Annotated in this window: 17 protein-coding genes and 2 pseudogenes; 11 read left to right on the top strand and 8 right to left on the bottom strand. The window is 61.1% G+C overall.

Annotation, left to right across the window (positions count from 1 at the left end):
* Nucleotides 1-2 precede the first annotated feature (2 nt).
* Nucleotides 3-269: pseudogene (locus AC3IX1_RS14895) on the bottom strand (type 2 periplasmic-binding domain-containing protein); the annotation flags it as partial.
* Here AC3IX1_RS14895 and AC3IX1_RS14890 point away from each other — a divergent pair.
* From AC3IX1_RS14890 to AC3IX1_RS14865, 6 genes and pseudogenes are all read left to right on the top strand, one after another.
* Nucleotides 208-528 (top strand): annotated as a pseudogene (locus AC3IX1_RS14890) (nitrilase-related carbon-nitrogen hydrolase); the annotation flags it as partial. The pseudogenes AC3IX1_RS14895 and AC3IX1_RS14890 overlap by 62 nt on opposite strands.
* A gap of 136 nt (nucleotides 529-664) precedes the next feature.
* Complete coding sequence (locus AC3IX1_RS14885; RefSeq protein ID WP_489384730.1) at nucleotides 665-2,329, top strand: AMP-binding protein; 1,665 nt, start codon at nucleotides 665-667, stop codon at nucleotides 2,327-2,329.
* 16 nt (nucleotides 2,330-2,345) lie between these two features.
* Entirely contained in the window at nucleotides 2,346-3,107 is a 762-nt protein-coding gene (locus AC3IX1_RS14880; protein ID WP_489384729.1) for an SDR family NAD(P)-dependent oxidoreductase, read from the top strand.
* A gap of 12 nt (nucleotides 3,108-3,119) precedes the next feature.
* On the top strand, nucleotides 3,120-4,313 hold the full coding sequence (locus AC3IX1_RS14875; protein ID WP_489384728.1) for an acetyl-CoA C-acyltransferase: 1,194 nt from the start codon (nucleotides 3,120-3,122) through the stop codon (nucleotides 4,311-4,313).
* Between the two features lie 143 nt (nucleotides 4,314-4,456).
* Nucleotides 4,457-5,584, top strand: a complete 1,128-nt coding sequence (locus AC3IX1_RS14870) for an acyl-CoA dehydrogenase (RefSeq protein WP_489384727.1) — start codon at nucleotides 4,457-4,459, stop codon at nucleotides 5,582-5,584.
* Between the two features lie 13 nt (nucleotides 5,585-5,597).
* Nucleotides 5,598-6,371 carry an enoyl-CoA hydratase gene (locus AC3IX1_RS14865; protein WP_489384726.1) on the top strand — a complete coding sequence of 258 codons (774 nt, stop codon included), beginning with the start codon at nucleotides 5,598-5,600 and terminating at the stop codon, nucleotides 6,369-6,371.
* A gap of 177 nt (nucleotides 6,372-6,548) precedes the next feature.
* Here AC3IX1_RS14865 and AC3IX1_RS14860 read toward each other — a convergent pair whose 3' ends face one another.
* The 3 genes from AC3IX1_RS14860 to AC3IX1_RS14850 form a co-directional block, all read right to left on the bottom strand.
* Entirely contained in the window at nucleotides 6,549-7,700 is a 1,152-nt protein-coding gene (locus AC3IX1_RS14860) for an acyl-CoA dehydrogenase family protein (RefSeq protein WP_007970104.1), read from the bottom strand.
* A 3-nt stretch (nucleotides 7,701-7,703) separates the two neighbouring features.
* The gene (locus AC3IX1_RS14855) at nucleotides 7,704-8,810 is read right to left on the bottom strand and encodes an enoyl-CoA hydratase/isomerase family protein (RefSeq protein ID WP_489384725.1); all 1,107 of its coding nucleotides are present in this window, start codon (nucleotides 8,808-8,810) and stop codon (nucleotides 7,704-7,706) included.
* A 164-nt stretch (nucleotides 8,811-8,974) separates the two neighbouring features.
* Nucleotides 8,975-9,868, bottom strand: a complete 894-nt coding sequence (locus AC3IX1_RS14850; RefSeq protein ID WP_489384724.1) for a LysR family transcriptional regulator — start codon at nucleotides 9,866-9,868, stop codon at nucleotides 8,975-8,977.
* 101 nt (nucleotides 9,869-9,969) lie between these two features.
* On the opposite strand from AC3IX1_RS14850, the gene AC3IX1_RS14845 reads away from it, so the two are divergent.
* Together AC3IX1_RS14845 and speB are read left to right on the top strand one after the other, a co-directional pair.
* Nucleotides 9,970-11,061, top strand: a complete 1,092-nt coding sequence (locus tag AC3IX1_RS14845) for a polyamine ABC transporter substrate-binding protein (RefSeq protein WP_489384723.1) — start codon at nucleotides 9,970-9,972, stop codon at nucleotides 11,059-11,061.
* 20 nt (nucleotides 11,062-11,081) lie between these two features.
* Nucleotides 11,082-12,041: an agmatinase gene (gene speB, locus AC3IX1_RS14840; protein ID WP_103393246.1), complete on the top strand. Its 960-nt coding sequence runs from the start codon at nucleotides 11,082-11,084 to the stop codon at nucleotides 12,039-12,041.
* A 115-nt stretch (nucleotides 12,042-12,156) separates the two neighbouring features.
* Here the strand turns inward: speB and AC3IX1_RS14835 are convergent, their stop codons facing one another.
* Nucleotides 12,157-13,209 carry an aldo/keto reductase gene (locus AC3IX1_RS14835; RefSeq protein WP_489384722.1) on the bottom strand — a complete coding sequence of 351 codons (1,053 nt, stop codon included), beginning with the start codon at nucleotides 13,207-13,209 and terminating at the stop codon, nucleotides 12,157-12,159.
* Nucleotides 13,210-13,367: 158 nt separating this feature from the next.
* Between AC3IX1_RS14835 and zapE the strand changes: the two genes are divergently transcribed.
* From zapE to AC3IX1_RS14820, 3 genes are all read left to right on the top strand, one after another.
* Entirely contained in the window at nucleotides 13,368-14,486 is a 1,119-nt protein-coding gene (zapE, locus tag AC3IX1_RS14830; RefSeq protein ID WP_489384721.1) for a cell division protein ZapE, read from the top strand.
* Nucleotides 14,487-14,512: 26 nt separating this feature from the next.
* Nucleotides 14,513-15,094: a DinB family protein gene (locus AC3IX1_RS14825; RefSeq protein WP_489384720.1), complete on the top strand. Its 582-nt coding sequence runs from the start codon at nucleotides 14,513-14,515 to the stop codon at nucleotides 15,092-15,094.
* A gap of 118 nt (nucleotides 15,095-15,212) precedes the next feature.
* Nucleotides 15,213-15,704: a GNAT family N-acetyltransferase gene (locus tag AC3IX1_RS14820; RefSeq protein ID WP_489384719.1), complete on the top strand. Its 492-nt coding sequence runs from the start codon at nucleotides 15,213-15,215 to the stop codon at nucleotides 15,702-15,704.
* A gap of 95 nt (nucleotides 15,705-15,799) precedes the next feature.
* On the opposite strand, the gene AC3IX1_RS14815 is transcribed toward AC3IX1_RS14820, so the two are convergent.
* The 3 genes from AC3IX1_RS14815 to AC3IX1_RS14805 form a co-directional block, all read right to left on the bottom strand.
* The gene (locus tag AC3IX1_RS14815; protein ID WP_489384718.1) at nucleotides 15,800-16,009 is read right to left on the bottom strand and encodes a hypothetical protein; all 210 of its coding nucleotides are present in this window, start codon (nucleotides 16,007-16,009) and stop codon (nucleotides 15,800-15,802) included.
* A 144-nt stretch (nucleotides 16,010-16,153) separates the two neighbouring features.
* Nucleotides 16,154-17,890, bottom strand: a complete 1,737-nt coding sequence (locus AC3IX1_RS14810) for a phosphoethanolamine transferase CptA (RefSeq protein ID WP_489384717.1) — start codon at nucleotides 17,888-17,890, stop codon at nucleotides 16,154-16,156.
* Nucleotides 17,891-18,088: 198 nt separating this feature from the next.
* Nucleotides 18,089-18,271, bottom strand: a complete 183-nt coding sequence (locus AC3IX1_RS14805; RefSeq protein ID WP_347906748.1) for a DUF6026 family protein — start codon at nucleotides 18,269-18,271, stop codon at nucleotides 18,089-18,091.
* Nucleotides 18,272-18,507: the final 236 nt, after the last annotated feature.

The raw sequence follows: 18,507 nt of genomic DNA, 5'->3' as shown, positions 1-18,507 counted from the left end.
CATCAGGCGAAGGTCGCGATGATCGCCTCGCGTACTTTCAAGAGCACCGGGTCGAGCTGGGTGCTGGTCCGCCAGCCCAGTTCGATCGGGTAGCGCGGCAAGGCCAGGGGGCAGGGCAGCAGCGCCAGCCCGCTGAGCGTTGTGATGCTTTGGGCGGCATGGGCCGGAATGGTCGCCACCGCCCGGCTGCCTTTGAGCAAATGGGGCACCGCGCTGTACTTCGATCCGCAGGCCGGGCTGGTAGCCAAGCACCGCAAACTGATGCCCACCGGCACCGAACGGCTGATCTGGGGGCAAGGGCGATGGCTCGACCTTGCCGGTGGTCGACAGCCAGGTCGGGCGCGTCGGTGCGCTGGTGTGCTGGGAAAACATGATACCGCTGCTGCGCACGGCGATGTACGCCAAGGGCGTGGAGGTGTGGTACGCGCCCGCTACGACTACGACGTGGTCGGGCACTACGCCCGGCCGGATGTGTTCGAGCTGACCGTGGACGAGCGCGCCAAACCCGGGGTGCGCTTCACCTCCTGATGACCTGCGGGCTTTGGCCAAAGCAGTCAGACAACTTGATAACTTTGACCATTGCCCGCTAACCCGCGCAGAGCGAGTATTTCCCTGTTGATTACGGTTCCCCCAACCTAATAAAAAACACAGAGGGATTCTGGCAATGCGCGATTACTTGTCTGCTACTGCTCAGTTCAATTATCAGCACACCGTCGATGCCGCGCTCGCAGGCGATCTGACGGCCCTCAATGCCAGTGTCGAATGCTGTGACCGGCATGCCTTGCCGGGTCGCATCGCGCTGTTCTGGGAAGGACGCGACGGCACTGGTGCGACGTACACCTTCACCGACTTGCAGGACAAGGCCGCGCGTTTCGCCAATTACCTGCTGGCCCAGGGCGTGAAGAAGGGCGACAAGGTCGCCGGCCTGTTGCCACGCAATATCGAATTGTTGATCACGGTGTTCGCCACCTGGCGCATCGGCGCAGTGTATCAACCGCTGTTTACTGCGTTCGGCCCCAAGGCCATCGAGCACCGCCTGAGCAGCTCTGGCGCCAAGGTTGTGGTGACCGATGGGGTGAACCGGCCGAAACTCGCCGAAGTCGCTGATTGCCCGACCATCGTTACTGTCACCGGCGCCAAGGGGCAGGGCCTGGTGCATGGCGATTTCAGTTTCTGGGCCGAACTGGCCAACTATTCCGCCGACTGTGAACCGGTGCTGCTGACCGGCGAAGATCCGTTCCTGCTGATGTTCACCTCGGGCACCACCGGCCCGTCGAAAGCGCTGTCGGTGCCACTCAAGGCCATCGTTGCGTTCCAGTGCTACACCCGCGATGCGGTGGATCTGCGCCCGGAAGACGCCTTCTGGAACGTCGCCGATCCAGGTTGGGCCTACGGCATTTATTTCGGTGTCACGGGGCCAATGTCCATGGGCCATCCGATCACCTTTTATGATGGTCCGTTCACCCTCGAAAGCACCTGCCGAGTGATCAACAAATACGGGATTACCAACCTCACCGGTTCGCCGACGGCCTACCGTTTGCTGATTGCCGGCGGCGATGAGTTCGCCAGATCGATCAAGGGCAAGCTGCGTATCGTCAGCAGCGCCGGCGAGCCGCTGAACCCGGAAGTGATCCGCTGGTTCGCCGATAACCTCAACGTGGTCATCCACGATCACTACGGCCAGACCGAACTGGGCATGGTGCTGTGCAACCACCACGGCCTTGAGCACCCGATTCACATGGGCGCCGCCGGTTTTGCCTCGCCGGGGCACCGCATCGTGGTACTGGATGACGAGTACAAGGAGCTCGGCGTGGGCCAGCCGGGCATCCTGGCCATCGACCGCAGCCAGTCGCCGATGTGCTGGTTCGCCGGCTACGAAGGCGGGCCGACCAAGGCCTTTGTCGGCAACTACTACCTCAGTGGCGACACCGTGGAGTGGAACCCGGACGGCAGCATCAGCTTCGTCGGGCGCAGCGATGACGTGATCACCACCTCCGGATACCGGGTCGGCCCGTTCGACGTGGAAAGTGCGCTGATCGAACACCCGGCGGTGGTTGAGGCTGCGGTGGTCGGTAAGCCCGATCCGGAGCGCACTGAACTGGTCAAGGCGTTCGTCGTGCTCAGCGCGCAATACCGCGCCGCCCCCGAGTTGGCCGAGGAGTTGCGCCAGCACGTGCGCAAGCGTCTGGCGGCGCACTCGTACCCCCGTGAAATCGAATTTGTCAGCGAGTTGCCGAAAACCCCAAGCGGCAAATTGCAGCGCTTTATCTTGCGCAACCAGGAAATCGCCAAGGCTCAAGAGGCTGCGGCGAAGAATCTTCCAGCTTGAATCCAGGGAAATAATGATGCAGATCCAGAACAAGATTTTTATCGTCACCGGTGGCGCCTCCGGCCTCGGTGCAGCGACAGCCGAGGTGCTGGTCGCCGCTGGCGCGAAAGTGATGCTGGTGGACATGAACGCCGAGGCCGTTGCAGCCCAGGCCCAGCGCCTGGGTGCGCAAAGTGTGGTGGCAGACATCAGCAACGAAGCGGCGGCCGAAGCCGCGGTGCAGGCAACGGTCAAGGCCTTTGGTGGCCTCAACGGCCTGGTCAATTGCGCCGGGATCGTGCGTGGCGAGAAGATACTCGGCAAGAACGGTCCGCACGCACTGTCCAGTTTCAGCCAGGTGATCAACGTGAACCTGATCGGCAGCTTCAACATGCTGCGCCTTGCGGCAGCGGCGATTGCCGAGACCGAAGCGGATGCCGATGGCGAACGCGGCGTGATCATCAACACCGCGTCCGCTGCGGCATATGACGGCCAGATCGGCCAGGCGGCTTACTCGGCGTCCAAAGGTGCGATTGTCAGCCTGACCTTGCCGGCGGCCCGTGAACTGGCGCGTTTCGGCATTCGTGTCATGACGATCGCCCCAGGCATCTTTGAGACGCCGATGATGGCCGGCATGACCCAGGAAGTCCGCGATTCCCTGGCCGCCGGCGTGCCATTCCCGCCGCGTTTGGGCAAACCGGGCGAGTATGCCGGGCTGGTCAAGCATATTATTGAAAACAGCATGCTCAATGGCGAGGTGATCCGTCTCGACGGTGCCTTGCGCATGGCCGCCAAGTAAGGAGGATTTGTCATGACTATTTCCAACGATCCAATTGTTATCGTCAGCGCCGTCCGCACCCCGATGGGCGGTTTTCAGGGCGAACTGAAAAGCCTGACCGCGCCGCAACTCGGCGCGGCCGCCATCAAGGCCGCCGTTGAACGTGCCGGTGTTGCCAGTGATGCCGTCGATGAAGTGTTGTTCGGTTGCGTGCTGCCGGCAGGCCTTGGTCAGGCCCCTGCGCGTCAGGCGGCGCTGGGCGCGGGGCTGGATAAATCGACCCGCTGCACCACCCTGAACAAGATGTGCGGTTCCGGCATGGAAGCGGCGATCCTGGCCCATGACATGCTGGTGGCGGGCAGTGCCGACGTGGTGGTCGCCGGTGGCATGGAAAGCATGTCCAACGCGCCTTACCTGCTGGACCGCGCCCGTGCCGGTTACCGCATGGGCCATGGTCGGGTGCAGGACTCGATGTTCCTCGACGGCCTCGAAGACGCCTACGACAAGGGCCGCCTGATGGGCACCTTCGCCGAAGAGTGCGCCGAAACCAACGGCTTCAGCCGTGAGGCCCAGGACGCGTTCGCCATCGCCTCGACCACTCGCGCACAGCAGGCGATCAAGGACGGCAGCTTCAAGGACGAAATCGTCCCGCTGACCGTGACGGTCGGCAAAGAGCAGGTGGTGATCAGCAATGACGAGCAGCCGCCAAAAGCCAGGCTGGACAAGATCGCTTCGTTGAAGCCGGCGTTCCGCGAAGGCGGTACGGTGACCGCGGCCAACTCCAGTTCGATCTCTGACGGTGCCGCCGCGTTGGTGCTGATGCGCCGCTCCGAAGCCGAAAAGCGTGGTCTGAAGCCATTGGCCGTGATCCATGGTCATGCGGCATTTGCCGATACGCCGGGCCTGTTCCCGGTGGCGCCGATTGGCGCAATCAAGAAGTTGATGAAGAAAACCGGCTGGTCGCTCAATGACGTCGACCTGGTGGAAGTCAACGAAGCCTTTGCCGTGGTCGGTATGGCCGCGATGACTCATCTGGAAATTCCCCACGAGAAGCTCAACGTGCACGGCGGTGCTTGCGCCCTCGGTCACCCGATCGGCGCGTCCGGTGCGCGGATTCTGGTGACCCTGCTTTCGGCCTTGCGCCAGAAAGGCCTGAAGCGCGGCGTTGCAGCGATTTGTATCGGCGGCGGTGAAGCGACGGCCATGGCCGTGGAATGCCTGTATTAAGACTTGCGCAGTCCCTGTAGGAGCGAGCTTGCTCGCGAAGAACGTCAACGATGACGAGCTCTGCCTGGATGAATGCGGCGCTCTCAGGCCCTTCGCGAGCAAGCTCGCTCCTACAGGGGGCAATTAAATTTTAAGGATTCACCATGATCCCCAATGACGACCAACAACAAATCCGCGACATGGCCCGGGACTTTGCCCAGGAACGGCTGAAGCCGTTCGCCGCCGAGTGGGATCGCGAGCACCGCTTTCCCAAGGAAGCCATCGGCGAGATGGCCGGGCTGGGCTTCTTCGGCATGCTGGTGCCAGAGCAGTGGGGCGGATGCGACACCGGTTACCTGGCCTACGCCATGGCGCTGGAAGAAATCGCCGCCGGTGATGGTGCCTGCTCGACCATCATGAGCGTGCACAACTCCGTGGGTTGTGTGCCGATCCTCAAGTACGGCAACGACGATCAGAAGGAGCGCTTCCTCAAACCGCTGGCCAGCGGTGCGATGCTCGGCGCTTTCGCCCTGACCGAACCCCAGGCCGGTTCCGACGCCAGCGGCCTTAAAACCCGTGCGCGCCTGGAAGGCGATCATTACGTGCTCAACGGCTGCAAGCAGTTCATCACGTCCGGGCAGAATGCCGGGGTGGTGATCGTGTTTGCGGTGACCGATCCGAGTGCTGGCAAGCGCGGTATCAGCGCCTTTATCGTGCCGACCGATTCGCCGGGCTACACCGTTGCGCGGGTCGAAGACAAGCTTGGCCAGCATGCGTCCGACACCTGCCAGATCCTCTTCGAAGACGTGAAGGTGCCGGTGGCCAACCGTTTGGGCGAGGAGGGCGAAGGCTACAGGATTGCCCTGGCCAACCTTGAAGGCGGTCGCGTCGGCATCGCTTCGCAATCGGTGGGCATGGCCCGCGCCGCCTTCGAAGCGGCTCGCGATTATGCCCGTGAGCGTGAGAGTTTCGGCAAGCCGATCATTGAGCACCAGGCCGTGGCGTTCCGCCTGGCGGACATGGCGACCCAGATCGCCGTGGCGCGGCAAATGGTGCACTACGCCGCCGCCCTGCGCGACAGTGGCCAACCGGCCCTGGTCGAAGCGTCGATGGCCAAACTGTTCGCCTCGGAAATGGCCGAGAAGGTATGCTCCTCGGCGCTGCAAACCCTGGGCGGTTACGGTTACCTCAACGACTTTCCGCTGGAACGGATCTACCGCGACGTGCGGGTCTGCCAGATCTACGAAGGCACCAGCGATATTCAGCGCATGGTCATTTCGCGCAATTTATAAGAAGGAGTCCCCTGTGAGTTATGAAACGATTTTGCTGGAAACCCACGGCCGCGTTGGCCTGATCACCCTCAACCGTCCACAAGCGCTGAACGCGTTGAACGCGCAGATCGTCAGCGAACTGAACCAGGCCCTTGATGGCTTCGAGGCTGACTCGAACATTGGCTGTATCGTCCTGACCGGTTCGAAAAAAGCCTTCGCCGCCGGTGCCGACATCAAGGAAATGGCCGAGCTGACCTATCCGCAGATCTACATCGACGACCTGTTCAGCGACAGCGACCGTGTAGCCAACCGCCGCAAGCCGATCATCGCGGCGGTCAACGGTTTCGCCCTGGGCGGCGGCTGTGAGCTGGCGTTGATGTGCGACTTCATCCTGGCCGGCGATAACGCCCGATTCGGCCAGCCGGAAATCAACCTCGGTGTGTTGCCGGGCATGGGCGGCACCCAGCGCCTGACTCGTGCGGTGGGCAAGGCCAAGGCCATGGAAATGTGCCTGAGCGGCCGCTTGATCGATGCCGTGGAAGCGGAGCGTTGCGGCATCGTGGCGCGTATTGTGCCGAGCGATGAGCTGCTGGATGAAGCGCTGAAAGTCGCGGCATTGATCGCCAAGAAATCGTTGCCGATTGCGATGATGGTCAAGGAAAGCGTCAACCGTGCCTTTGAAGTGAGCCTGGCCGAAGGCGTGCGCTTTGAGCGCCGGGTGTTCCATGCGGCGTTTGCGACGCAGGATCAGAAGGAAGGGATGGCGGCGTTTATTGCCAAGCGTGAGGCGGAGTTCCAGGATAAGTGACGTAGCGTTCTTGCGGGCCTCATCGCGAGCAGGCTCGCTCCCACATTGGACCTCAGCGTTTATGAGATCCCTTGTAGGAGCGAGCCTGCTCGCGAAAAACCTGAGGGCACCGGGGCGATTCAGGTACCCCGCGTCATCGTTGACCTCCATCGCGAGCGAGCTCGCTCCTACAAGACTTCACACCAGATAGTTCTTCAGTTCGCGGGCAATCACCATCCGCTGAATCTCGCTCGACCCTTCGTAGATCTGCGTGATCCGCGCATCCCGGTAATACTTCTCCACCGGATAGTCTTCCAGGTAGCCATAGCCACCATGAATCTGAATGGCGGACGAGCAGACCTTCTCGGCCATTTCCGACGCAAACAGCTTGGCTTGTGACGCCTCCGACAGGCAGGGTTTGCCGGCCGTGCGCAGGCGTGCGGCGTGCAGGATCATCAGTCGCGCGGCGTTCAACTGCATGTGCATGTCGGCCAGCAAATTGGCGATGCTCTGGTGTTCGTTGATCGTTTTGCCAAACTGCACACGATCACGGGAATATGCCAGCGCCGCTTCAAACGCCGCGCGGGCGATGCCCAGCGCCTGGGCGGCGATGCCGATGCGGCCGCCTTCGAGGTTGGACAAGGCGATGGCCAGGCCCTTGCCGCGTTCGCCCAGCAGATTGGCTTCGGGGATGGTGCAGTTGTTCAGGGTCACCGCGCAGGTGTCGGAAGCACGGATGCCCATCTTGTGTTCGGTGCGATCGACGATAAAACCGGCAGTGTCGGTCGGTACCAGGAACGCCGAGATACCGCGCTTGCCCAAATCCGGATCGGTCACGGCAAATACAATCGCCAGCTTGGCGCGCTTGCCGTTGCTGACGAACTGCTTGGCGCCATTGATCACCCACTGGCCGTCGCGCAGTTCGGCGCGGGTGCGCAGGTTGTGCGCCTCGGAACCGGCCTGGGGTTCGGTCAGGCAGAAGCAGCCGATGACCTTTCCGCTGGCCAGGTCCGCCAGCCAGGTCTGCTTCTGTTCTTCGCTGCCGTAGTTAAGCACCGGTCCGCAGCCCACGGAGTTGTGGATGCTCATGAAGGCGCCGGTAGCGCCGTCGCCGGCGGAAATCTCTTCTACCGCCAGGGCGTAGGCCACGTAGTCGACATAGGTGCCGCCCCATTCCTCGGGGACCACCATGCCCAGCAAGCCCAGTTCGCCCATCTTCGCCACCAGACCGTCATCGATCCAGCCGGCCTTTTCCCAGGCCTGGGCATGGGGCGCGATTTCGCCGCGGGCAAAATCCCGGGCCATGTCGCGGATCATGACTTGTTCTTCGCTCAATTCGATATCGTGCATGGCTCAGCTCTCGCTCTGGTCAAACTCGCTGAAGAAGCTCGCCACGTGTTCGGCGTCCAGCGCCTGGAGGGTGGGCGGGTTCCAGCGTGGTGTCTTGTCTTTGTCGATCAGCAAGGCGCGCACGCCTTCGATCAGGTCGCCGCGCTCGAACCACTGGCGGTCCAGGTGCAGCTCTAGGGCGAAACATTGCTCCAGCGGCAGTTCGCGTCCGCGACGGAGCATTTCCAGGGTCACGGCCATGGCCAGCGGCGAGCGGGTTTCCAGCAGGTCGGCGGTGGTGACGGCCCATTCATGGCTGTCGGCAACCGTGACCTGACGCAGTTGTTCCACAATACTCGGCACGTCGGCTTGGGCGAAGAAGTGGTCGATGGCCGGGCGCAAAGTCGCCAGCGGCGCATCGGGCAGTTGCTGCACGGCGAATTTCGCCAGCAGGCCTTGCAGGTCCTTGAGTGGCGTATCGTGCCAGTCGAGCTGGTCGAGTTTCTCGTCCAGCGTGCCCAGCTTGGCGCTTTCGAGGTACCAGTCGGCCAGGCCGCAATACAGCGCATCGGCGGCACGAATCTGCACACCGCTGACGCCGAGGTAGATCCCCAGTTCACCGGGAATGCGCGACAGGAAGTAACTGCCGCCGACGTCCGGGAAGTAGCCGATGCCGACTTCCGGCATGGCCAGGCGGCTTTTTTCGGTGACCACGCGCAGGTCCGCGCCTTGCACCAGACCCATGCCGCCGCCGAGGACAAAACCGTCCATCAGGGCCAGCACCGGTTTGCGGTAGTGGTGGATCGCGAGGTCGAGGGCGTATTCCTCGACGAAGAAATCTTCGTGCAGGGTGTCGCCGCTTTTGAAGCTGTCATGCAGCGAGCGAATGTCGCCGCCGGCGCAGAAGGCTTTTTCCCCGGCACCGCGCAAGACCACGGCAAGTACCTGCGGATCCTGGGCCCAGGCGTCGAGCTGGCGGTGCAGGTTGCGCACCATATCCAGGGTCAGGGCATTGAGGCCGGCGGGGCGGTTGAGGGTCAGGTGACCAATGTGGTTGCGAACCTCGGCCAGCACTTCGTTTTGCATGGCATCCATGGACTGAGTCCCGGGAGAAAAAACCTGAGCAGTCATCACTAACTCCCTGCTTTTATTGTTCTTTATCGAGATGCTCGCGCGCGAGCGATGGCGGATCGTATCAGCGCAAATTTGCCTTGTACAACCCGGATAAGTGCAGGTTGTCTGTGCATTTTTGCATGTCGGTGTCCGGTATTGTTACAGCTTAGACCAAGACGAATTCAGGCAAACGCTGCGAGCAGATCCTCTTCGAACGCCTTCTGCGCCTCGCCGGCCACCTGCGCCCGGTGCCGGGCCAGATGAAACGCGACATCGAAACTCATGTCGCCTCGGCGCACGGCCCTGAGCAAACCCTTGTCTTCCCAGCCACGGGCGAAGTGGCTGGGCAAGTAACCGACATGCTTGCCGGAAAGAATGAAGGCGAGGGTGCCTTCGACTTGTTCCGAGCGCGCCGAACACAACTTGCCCTGGAAGGGTTCGTCACTGCGTAGGAAACGGTAGGGATGGTCGACCCGGTCGCAGGCCTGTAGATCCTGATCGTTCGGGGCCGGATTGGTGAACAGCGGGTGGCCGGGGGCGCAATACAGATGCTGGGTTTCAATGAACAGTTGGCGGTAGTCAAACGCACTTTGCACTTGCGAGAAATAGCCGATGGCCAGGTCCAGCCGCTGCTGCAGCAGCAAGCGCTCCATTTCGCCGGGCATGGCGCTGATCAGTTCGATGCGCACTGACTCATCCCGTTCGCGGAAGCGCCGGATCGCCTCGGCCACCCGTTGCAGCACCGATTGATCCAGGGCTTCGGACAGGCCCAGGCGCACTTCGCCGATCAAGCGCCCGGCCACGCCGTTGGATTGATGACGAAAGGCTTCGATGGACTGGAACAATCCACGGGTGGCGCTGAGCAATTGTTCGCCCTTGGGCGTGATCCGGAACCCGCCCTTGCCACGACTGCATAGTCGATAGCCCAGGCGGGTTTCCAGTTTGGCCATTTGCTGGCTGATGCTCGACTGGCTCAACCCCAGTTCGCCTTGGGCGGCGCTGAAACCGCCGCACTCCACCACGCTGACAAACAGACGCAACAATTGCAGATCCAGGTCGTGGAGTTGGCCGAGCATCAAACATTACTCCGTAATAAAGTCAGGTTAATTAACTTGGTATTTCACCAATGTATCTGACGACGCATCCTGCCACCACTTCCTCTGGTCAGGTGTTCGTCATGGCTCCCATGTTCAAGCTGTGTTTACCCGCGCTGTTCCTTGCCATGGCCGCATCGGCCCAGGCCGAAGACAAGGTGGTCAATCTGTACAGTTGGGCCGATTACGTCGCCCCCGAAACCCTGCAACGGTTCGAGCAGGAGACGGGTATCCATGTGCGCTACGACACCTTTGATTCTTCGGAAGTACTGGAGACCAAGTTGCTCACCGGCGGCAGCGGTTATGACGTGGTGGTGCCGTCCTCCAGTGTGCTGGCCCGGGGGCTTGCGGCCGGTGCGTTGAAACCGATTCCCCATGAAGGCCTCGCGGGTTACGCCAACCTCGATCCGGACTTGCTGGAAAAACTCGCCGCTGTCGACCCGGGCAACCGTTACGGCGTGCCTTACACCTGGGGCACCCTGGGTTTGGGCATGAACGTCGAGGCGGTCAAGCAGCGCTTGCCGGACGTGCCGCTCAACAGCCTGGATCTGCTGTTCAAACCCGAGTACGCGAGCAAGTTGAAGGATTGCGGCATCGCCATTCTCGACTCTCCCCAGGAGGTGATTGGACTGGCGTTGCACTACTTGGGTAAAGATCCCTACAGCACGGACAAGAACGATCTGTCAGCCGCTGAGGCGTTGCTGCATCAGCTACAGCCGAACGTGCTGTACGTCGCCACCGGGCGGCAGATCAGCGATCTGGCCAATGGCAGCGTGTGCCTGGCGCTGACCTACAACGGCGACGCGAGCATGGCCGCCGACCAGGCACGCAAGGCCAACAAACCCTATGAAATCGCCTACCGGATTCCCAGGGAGGGCACCCTCGTATGGCAGGACAACCTGGCGATTCCCAAGGACGCGCCGCACCCCGAAGCCGCCCGCGCCTTTATCGAGTTCATGTTGCGCCCCGAGTCCGTCGCGGCACTGACCAACACCTTATTCTTCGCTACGGCGAACCAGGCCGCCACGCCGCTGGTGGATGAAGCGGTGCGCAACGATCCGGACATCTACCCGTTGGCCGATGTGCGGGAGCGGCTGTACGCCGACCGCAGCATGGGCCTCAAGGACATGCGTCAGCGCACCCGCCTGTGGACCACTTTCCGTAGCCGCCAATAACAAAAGAGAAGGAGCCTTCAATGGACGTCCCGATGCAGAACGATCAAGCCCTTACCCGTGACAGCCTGTACGGCACGGCCGCTGAAAGTACCTACGCCGGCATCACCAGTTTCATGCGTCGCCGCTACAGTCGTGACCTGCGTGGCGTTGATGTGGCCGTCAGTGGCGTGCCGTTCGACACCGCCACCAGCAACCGTCCAGGGGCGCGCTTCGGACCGCGCGGCATTCGCGCCGCTTCCGCCGGGATTGCCTGGGAACGGCACTGGCCATGGACCTTTGATCCGTTCGATCACCTGGCAGTGATCGACTACGGCGATTGCGACTTCGATTACGGTTCGCCGCAATCGACGCCGGAATGCATCGAAGCCCACGCCGAGCACATCCTCAACGCCGGCACGGCGATGCTGACCTTCGGCGGCGACCATTTCATCACCTATCCGCTGCTCAAGGCCCATGCCCGCAAGCACGGGGCGCTGTCGCTGATCCACTTCGACGCCCACAGCGACACCTGGCCGGACGAAGAGGGCAAGCGCATCGATCACGGCACCATGTTCTGGCACGCGGCGAAGGAAGGCTTGGTCGATCCGTCGCGCTCGGTACAAATCGGCTTGCGCACCACCAACGATGATCACCAGGGCTTTCAAGTGCTCGACGCGCGGCAGGTGCATCGCCGTGGCTGCGAGGCAATTGTCGAGGCGATTCGCGCCCGGGTCGGCGACAACCCGGTGTACCTGACCTTCGACATCGACTGCCTCGATCCGGCGTTCGCTCCAGGCACCGGAACACCGGTGTGTGGCGGCTTGAGCACGGTGCAGGCGCTGGAGATTCTCGGCGGCCTGCGCGGGATAAACCTGGTGGGCATGGACGTGGTGGAAGTTGCCCCGGCCTATGACAGCGCGGAGATTACGTCACTGGCGGCGGCGACATTGGCGATGGAAATGCTGTGCCTGTATGCGGCCAGACACAAGGTCGATAAGTAATACGCTTGACCCTGTAGGAGCGAGCCTGCTCGCGATGGCGGTCTTGCCTTCAACATCTCTGTTGGCTGGCAGGGCCTCATCGCGAGCAGGCTCGCTCCTACAGTTTTGATTTGTGTCAGGCCACCGGAATGCTTGGCAGGTCGAGGATCTGACCGCCGCTGAACCGTGCGGACGAACCGGAAATGGATTCGTGCGGCACGCCTTTGGCCACGTCACTGACGCCGTCCAGTCGTACCAGTTGCTCGGTGCTCAACTGCACATTCAGCGCGCCCAACGTCGCGTCCAGTTGCTCCCGGGTCCGGGAGCCGAGGATCGGAATCAGCGCCGTGGTCGAGCGTTTGGCCTTTTCCCGCAGCCAGGCGATGGCCACGTGGGTCGGGCTGGCGTCCAATTCTGCGGCGACCTCGATCAAGGTGTCGAGCAGGGCGGTTTCCCGGGCGCTTTTTTCGGCGTGGATCAGCACGCCGAGTTTGTTCCCACGGTTGTCGCCCTCACTGTTGCGATACTTGCCAGTCAGGAAGCCGCCACCCAGCGGCGACCACAAGGTCGCGGCCAGGCCCAGGGCTTCGGCCATCGGCAGTTGCTCGCGCTCAGCGGTGCGTTCGGCGAGGCTGTACTCGACCTGGATCGCGGCAATCGGCGCAAACCCGCGTACCTCAGCCAGCAGGTCGGCGCGGGCGATGCGCCACGCGGGGAAGTTCGACAGCCCTGCGTAATGAATCTTGCCGGCACTGACCAGATCGTCGAAGCCGCGCAGGATCTCTTCCATGGGCGTGACGCCGTCGCTCATGTGCGCCCAGAACAGGTCGATGTGCTCGGTCTTCAGCCGTTTGAGGCTTTCTTCGACGGCGCGCACCATGTTCTTGCGGCTGTTGCCAGTGTGGGAAATGCCGGCCGCCGGTGTAGTCCCGAGGGTGTATTTGCTGGCAATGACCAGGCTATCCCGTTCTGCGGCGATGAATTCGCTGAGCATGGCCTCGGACTGCCCGCCCTGATAGCCATTGGCGGTATCGATGAAGTTGCCGCCGGCTTCCACGTAGCCATCAAATATGCGCCTGGCTTCGTTACGCTCGGCGCCATGGCCCCAACCGGTACCGAAGTTACCGGCGCCCAACGCCAGTTCGGAAACCCGCAAACCGGTTTTACGACCGAAAACTTTGTAATGCATGGGATGACTCCAGAGGGATGGCGACAAGGGTAATAGATTTGTAGCAACATTTATTAAATATGATGCTAGTAATCTAATGCGTCAAGGCGCTTTTCCTTTCTGCATAAAACCGCCGATCACTGGTCGCGTTATTCATGCGCAATGGCATACTGCCGCCCATGACTATCGATTCCCCCTTAAGCGCTTGGCAGCATGCCATCGAACAAAAGGGCTTCGTCCAGGACGAGGCCCAGGAACATGCCGTGTGGGCCCTGCAAAAATGCCACGAGGCCCTGCACGAAGGCCGCGCGTCCATTTCCGGCGTGTACCTGTGGGGGCCGGTGGGGCGGGGCAAGACTTGGTTGATGGACCAGTTTTACCAAAGCCTGCGAGTACCGGCGCGGCGTCAGCACTTTCACCATTTCATGGGTTGGGTGCATCAGCGCTCGTTTCAACTGACCGGTACCGCCGATCCACTCAAGGCGTTGGCTCGTGAACTGGCCGAAGAGGTGCGGGTTCTGTGTTTCGACGAGCTGTTCGTCAATGACATTGGCGATGCGATCATTCTCGGGCGCCTGTTCCAAGTGATGTTCGAACAGGGCGTGGTGGTGGTCTGCACGTCCAATCTTCCGCCGGACCAGTTGTACGCCGACGGCTTCAATCGCGACCGTTTCATGCCCGCCATCGGGGCGATCAAGCAACACATGCAGGTGATTGCGGTGGATGGCGGGGAAGACCATCGCCTGCATCCGGGGGCCGGTTTGCAACGTTATTGGGTGGCCGAGCCCGGTAACCCCGGCGCTTTGGGTGAGGTATTCCAGTTGTTGAGCGTCGGCCAGTCAGTATCGAGCGAGTCGGTCAGGGTCGGTTACCGTTCCCTTGAGGTGATCAAGGCTAGCCCGGCCGTGCTCTGGACCCGTTACGCCGCGCTGTGCGAGCAACCCTTCGCGGCCATGGATTTCATCGCCCTGTGCGATACCTACGGCGCTATTCTGTTGAGTGACGTGCCCAACCTCAGCGCGCAGAAACGTGCCGGGCGCATTGCCCGTGGCACCGAGGACGGTGTCGAGCGGGTGGAAGCGGGGGACCGCGAGTTGCCGCAGCTGTCGGTGCATGACGACGGTGTGCGACGCTTCATTGCCTTGGTGGACGAGTGCTACGACCGCAAGGTGCCTCTGTACCTTGAAGCGCAAGTACCAATGGCATCGCTTTACACCGAGGGTTATCTGGAATTCCCGTTCCGCCGCACCCTCAGTCGATTGCAGGAAATGCAACTGCAGCGGTTTGCCGAAGTTTGATCGGGATTTGATCGGGAGCAGCGAAGATGAATCAGCCCCTGTCGCACCATTTGCTGACCATGGCCTATCAGAACGCCTGGGCCAATCACCGACTGGCCAAGGCCTGGCGTCAGTTGAGCCCTCAGGAACTGAGTGCACCCCGGGTCAGTTTCTTCCCGACGATCCGCGCCACCCTCAACCATATCCTCACCTGTGACTGGTTTTATGTGGACGCCCTGGAGCGCGAACTGCGCGGCGACGATCCGCATCCCGATTGCCGGGTGTTTTTCAAGGAAGACGAGCCCTGTCTCATTGCGCCGCACCTCGTTGGCGAACAGACCCGCGTCGACTGCCGGCTGATCGCCTACTGCGAGCAGATGCGCGACGCCGACCTCGGTAAAGTCGTGACCATCGCCCGCGACACCCCGCAATACGACAGCCGACTGCGCCTGCTGTCCCATTTGTTTGAACACCAGATCCATCACCGTGGCCAGGTTCACGCCATGCTCAGTGGCACTTCGGTCAAGCCACCGCAACTCGACGAGTTTTTCTGCGCCGGTGAGTCGCGCTTGCGGGCTGAGGACTTTGCCGAACTGGGATGGACCGAAGCCTTGATCTGGGGCGCTTGAGCGCCAAAAGATTTCCTCGGTTGCGATTGTCGATACCACGGTGCTCGCGCTATGGTCTGCCGGCACTTCAGCGTGAAATACATGCTGGGGGCTACTTCATGTGTGATCGAGGATGGAAATGGACTCCGCAGAAATTCTTGTGCTTCAGGCCAGCTACACCAATCCGGTGCATGCCGAGGCTATTTGTCTGGTGTTGAACCACTACGCCGAGGACCCGATGGGGGGCGGCCAGCCGTTGCCGGCCAATGTACTGGAGCAACTCCCGGCAGAGCTTGCCAGGCGCCCCCACGCCTTCAGTGTGCTGGCCTTTGTCGGTGGCGAGCCGGCCGGGCTGATCAATTGCTTCGAGGGATTCTCGACCTTTGCCTGCCGACCGCTGGTCAATGTGCACGATGTGGTGGTGGTGAAAAAATTTCGCGGCCTGGGCTTGAGCCAGAAGATGCTGCAAAAGGTCGAGGACATCGCCCGTCAGCGTGGCTGCTGCAAGCTGACCCTGGAAGTGCTGGAAGGCAATGCCGTGGCCCAGGGTTCCTATGAAAAAGCCGGATTCGCCCCCGGCATGTTCGACCCGGCCCACGGGCGGATGCTGTTCTGGAGCAAGGCGCTGTAACTCGGAAACCAAAAAACGGCAGGTCAAAAAAGGGCGTCCATCAGGACGCCCGACAGTCTTCTGCGACCCTGGCGTCGCAGTCAAAAGACCATGGATCATTTCGGTCTGTAGGTTTCAGTCATTTGTGCAGTTTGATCGTCGGGAACCCGCAACTCAGTGCTTTGGATGGGGTGGCCCAGGGCTTGTTGCTGGGCCAGTCGCAGACTTTCGTAGTAATAGCGCATGCGTTCGGCTCCGCCTTCGGCAAAAGCGCTGGATGCGCCCAAGGCCATCAGGCCGGCGAGGATCATTGCGGTGCGTTTCATGGTTTGCCTCCCACTACAGATGTCGGATGCCTTTCGTCCATGAATCAATGAAGCAGTGTCGAAATGGCATTATCCGCCGATTCGGTTAAATGGGAATGAACTTCATGAGCATGAAAAAGGGACCGGAACCGGCCCCTGAAAGGATTACTGCTGGACGACCGTCGGTGGCGTCTTCGGCTTCATCAGACTGAAGTCGATCAACGCCCGTTGCTCACGCTCATACGGGTTGCCGATCATCAATGGCCGGGGCTTGAAGCTGTCGCTGACCAGGCTTTTGCTGCGATCGAGTTCGTCGAAGCTCAGGCCTGCGAGGTCCGCCCAAGTGTGGATCAGGTGCGAGCTGCTGTAAGGACGCGAGAGATCACCGGCGAGGTTCCAGTCATGGGTTGCGCGCCATTTCGGCGAAGCCCAGGTCATGAACGGAATGGTGTACATCGGTGCCGTCGGCTTGTTCTCGTTGCGCCCCAGGGTACTGTGGCCCACGGAGTCGAACACGTCTTCGCCATGGTCGGACAGGTACAGCAGGAAGCCGTTGGGATCGGTCCTGGCGTAGTCCTTGATCAGGCTGGACACCACGAAATCGTTGTACAGCACGGCATTGTCGTAGCTGTTGTACGTCGGCAACTGGTCATCGCGAATACCGGCAGGCACACCGTCACGGTCCTGGAACTTGTCGAAGGTCGACGGGTAGCGGTACTGGTAGCTCATGTGTGTGCCGAGCAAATGCACGACGATGAGTTTGCGCGGTGCCCCGTCGGCCAGGGCCTTGTTGAACGGCTCGATCACGTCGCCATCGTACTGGGCGGCGTTCTGGTTGCGGTTGTTGTTCAGGTACACCTGCTCGTCAGCCTGTTCGGAGAAGGTCGTGAGCATGGTGTTGCGCTTGGTCATGGTCTGCTGGTTGGTGATCCAGAAGGTCTTGTAGCCTGCCTGTTTCATCATGCTGACCAGCGATGGCGTCGACAGGTACAGGTCCGGGTTTTCTTCGTCGGCGAAGGTCAGGACCTGCTGCAGCGCCTCAATGGTGTAGGGGCGCGGGGTGATGACGTTGTCGAAAACGTCCAGTTGATCCTTGAGCTTGTCCAGTTCCGGCGTGGTTGCCCGAGGATAGCCATACAGGCTCATGCGCTGACGGTTGGTGGACTCGCCGATCACCAGCACCAGGGTCGCCGGCGTGTTGGCCATGGCGTCCTTGAGGTTGTGCAGCGGTGGAATCTTGCTGGCGCTTTCCAGCATGTCCTGCATTGCGGCCAAGGTGTCGAGGTAACGGTGATAGGCCACGGCCATCTGCCATGGCACCGCAGGTTCGATGCGGGTTTCGAACTTCTCGAAACCGGCGGCGAAACTGCCGGTGCGCTGGGTCTGCTTGATCAGCGGATAGGCGACCACGGCGAACAGCAGGGCTGTAGCCGCGACCAGCGCCTTGCCACGGGACAGGTACACCGGGCGCAGGCGTGTCCACAGGAAATAGCTAAAAGCGCTGTGGGCGAGGAACGCCGGGACCATCCACCAGGCAAAGTACTGGGTCATGTACTCGCCGGCTTCAGCCACGTTCGACTCGAACATGATGAAGATGACGCTCTGGGAAAATTCCTGCTGATAAATGAAGAAGTAGCCCAGGCTCGCCATGGAGCATGCCCACAGCACCACGCCGATCACGGCAGCCATGACACGGGTTTGCCGGGGGAACAGCAACATCGGCGCCAGCCAGATGGCGCTCATGACGAAGGCCTGGCGGAATCCGGTAAAGCCGGAGGTGCCAGTCAACTGGATCAGTAGTTGGGTGATGCCGGAAAAGTACCAGAAGAATACAAACAGCCAGACAAATCCGGCCCAATCGAAACCTGCCGCAGTCGTGTTGCTGCGTTTAAACCAAGACATTCAGCGCTCCAGCCGAGAATTCACTACCACCGCCGGGACTTGGATATCGCGGACGACGAACGAGGGCCGCGCGGAATCGGGCGACCTAAACTAGTAATTATCGTGTGACAATTGTGAAAATTTTGTGAGTTGCCAAGGGCGGCAGGGCGTGAGCCGGTGCGGAAACAGTGCAGACTGCTCCCGCTTCAAAGGAGGGAATCAGGCGAGTGGGGCGCGCTGCACCACAGCCAGGGGCTGCACTTGATTGGCTTGCAGCAACAGCCGCAGCTGCGCCAGTTCCTGTTTCAATTGATCGCGTTCGTCTTTCAACTGGCGCAATTCATCGCGACGGATAGTGACGTAAAGGGTTTGTGCTGGCAGTGCGGTATGTACTGTGCCCATTGCTCACCTCGCAAATGGCGTGTCTCAACTGTAGGTACGCCTCGAAATCCGGGGCTGACCTACTATCGGCGCCAATTTTGATTTCTTTTGCCCCCAAAGGGAACTTTTTTATTTTTCATGGTCGTTGTGTCTTCGGTTTGATTCCCGACGTTATCCATCAGGATCGGGCACAATGCCCGGAAACTTCACGCCAACGCTCTGGACTAACCTCATGAGTCGCGTTGGGCTATAACCTT

The organism is Pseudomonas sp. KH_046_2 (assembly GCF_057838985.1).
The sequence above is the reverse complement of the archived record's forward strand: the minus strand, read 5'-3'. Positions and strand labels throughout refer to the sequence as shown.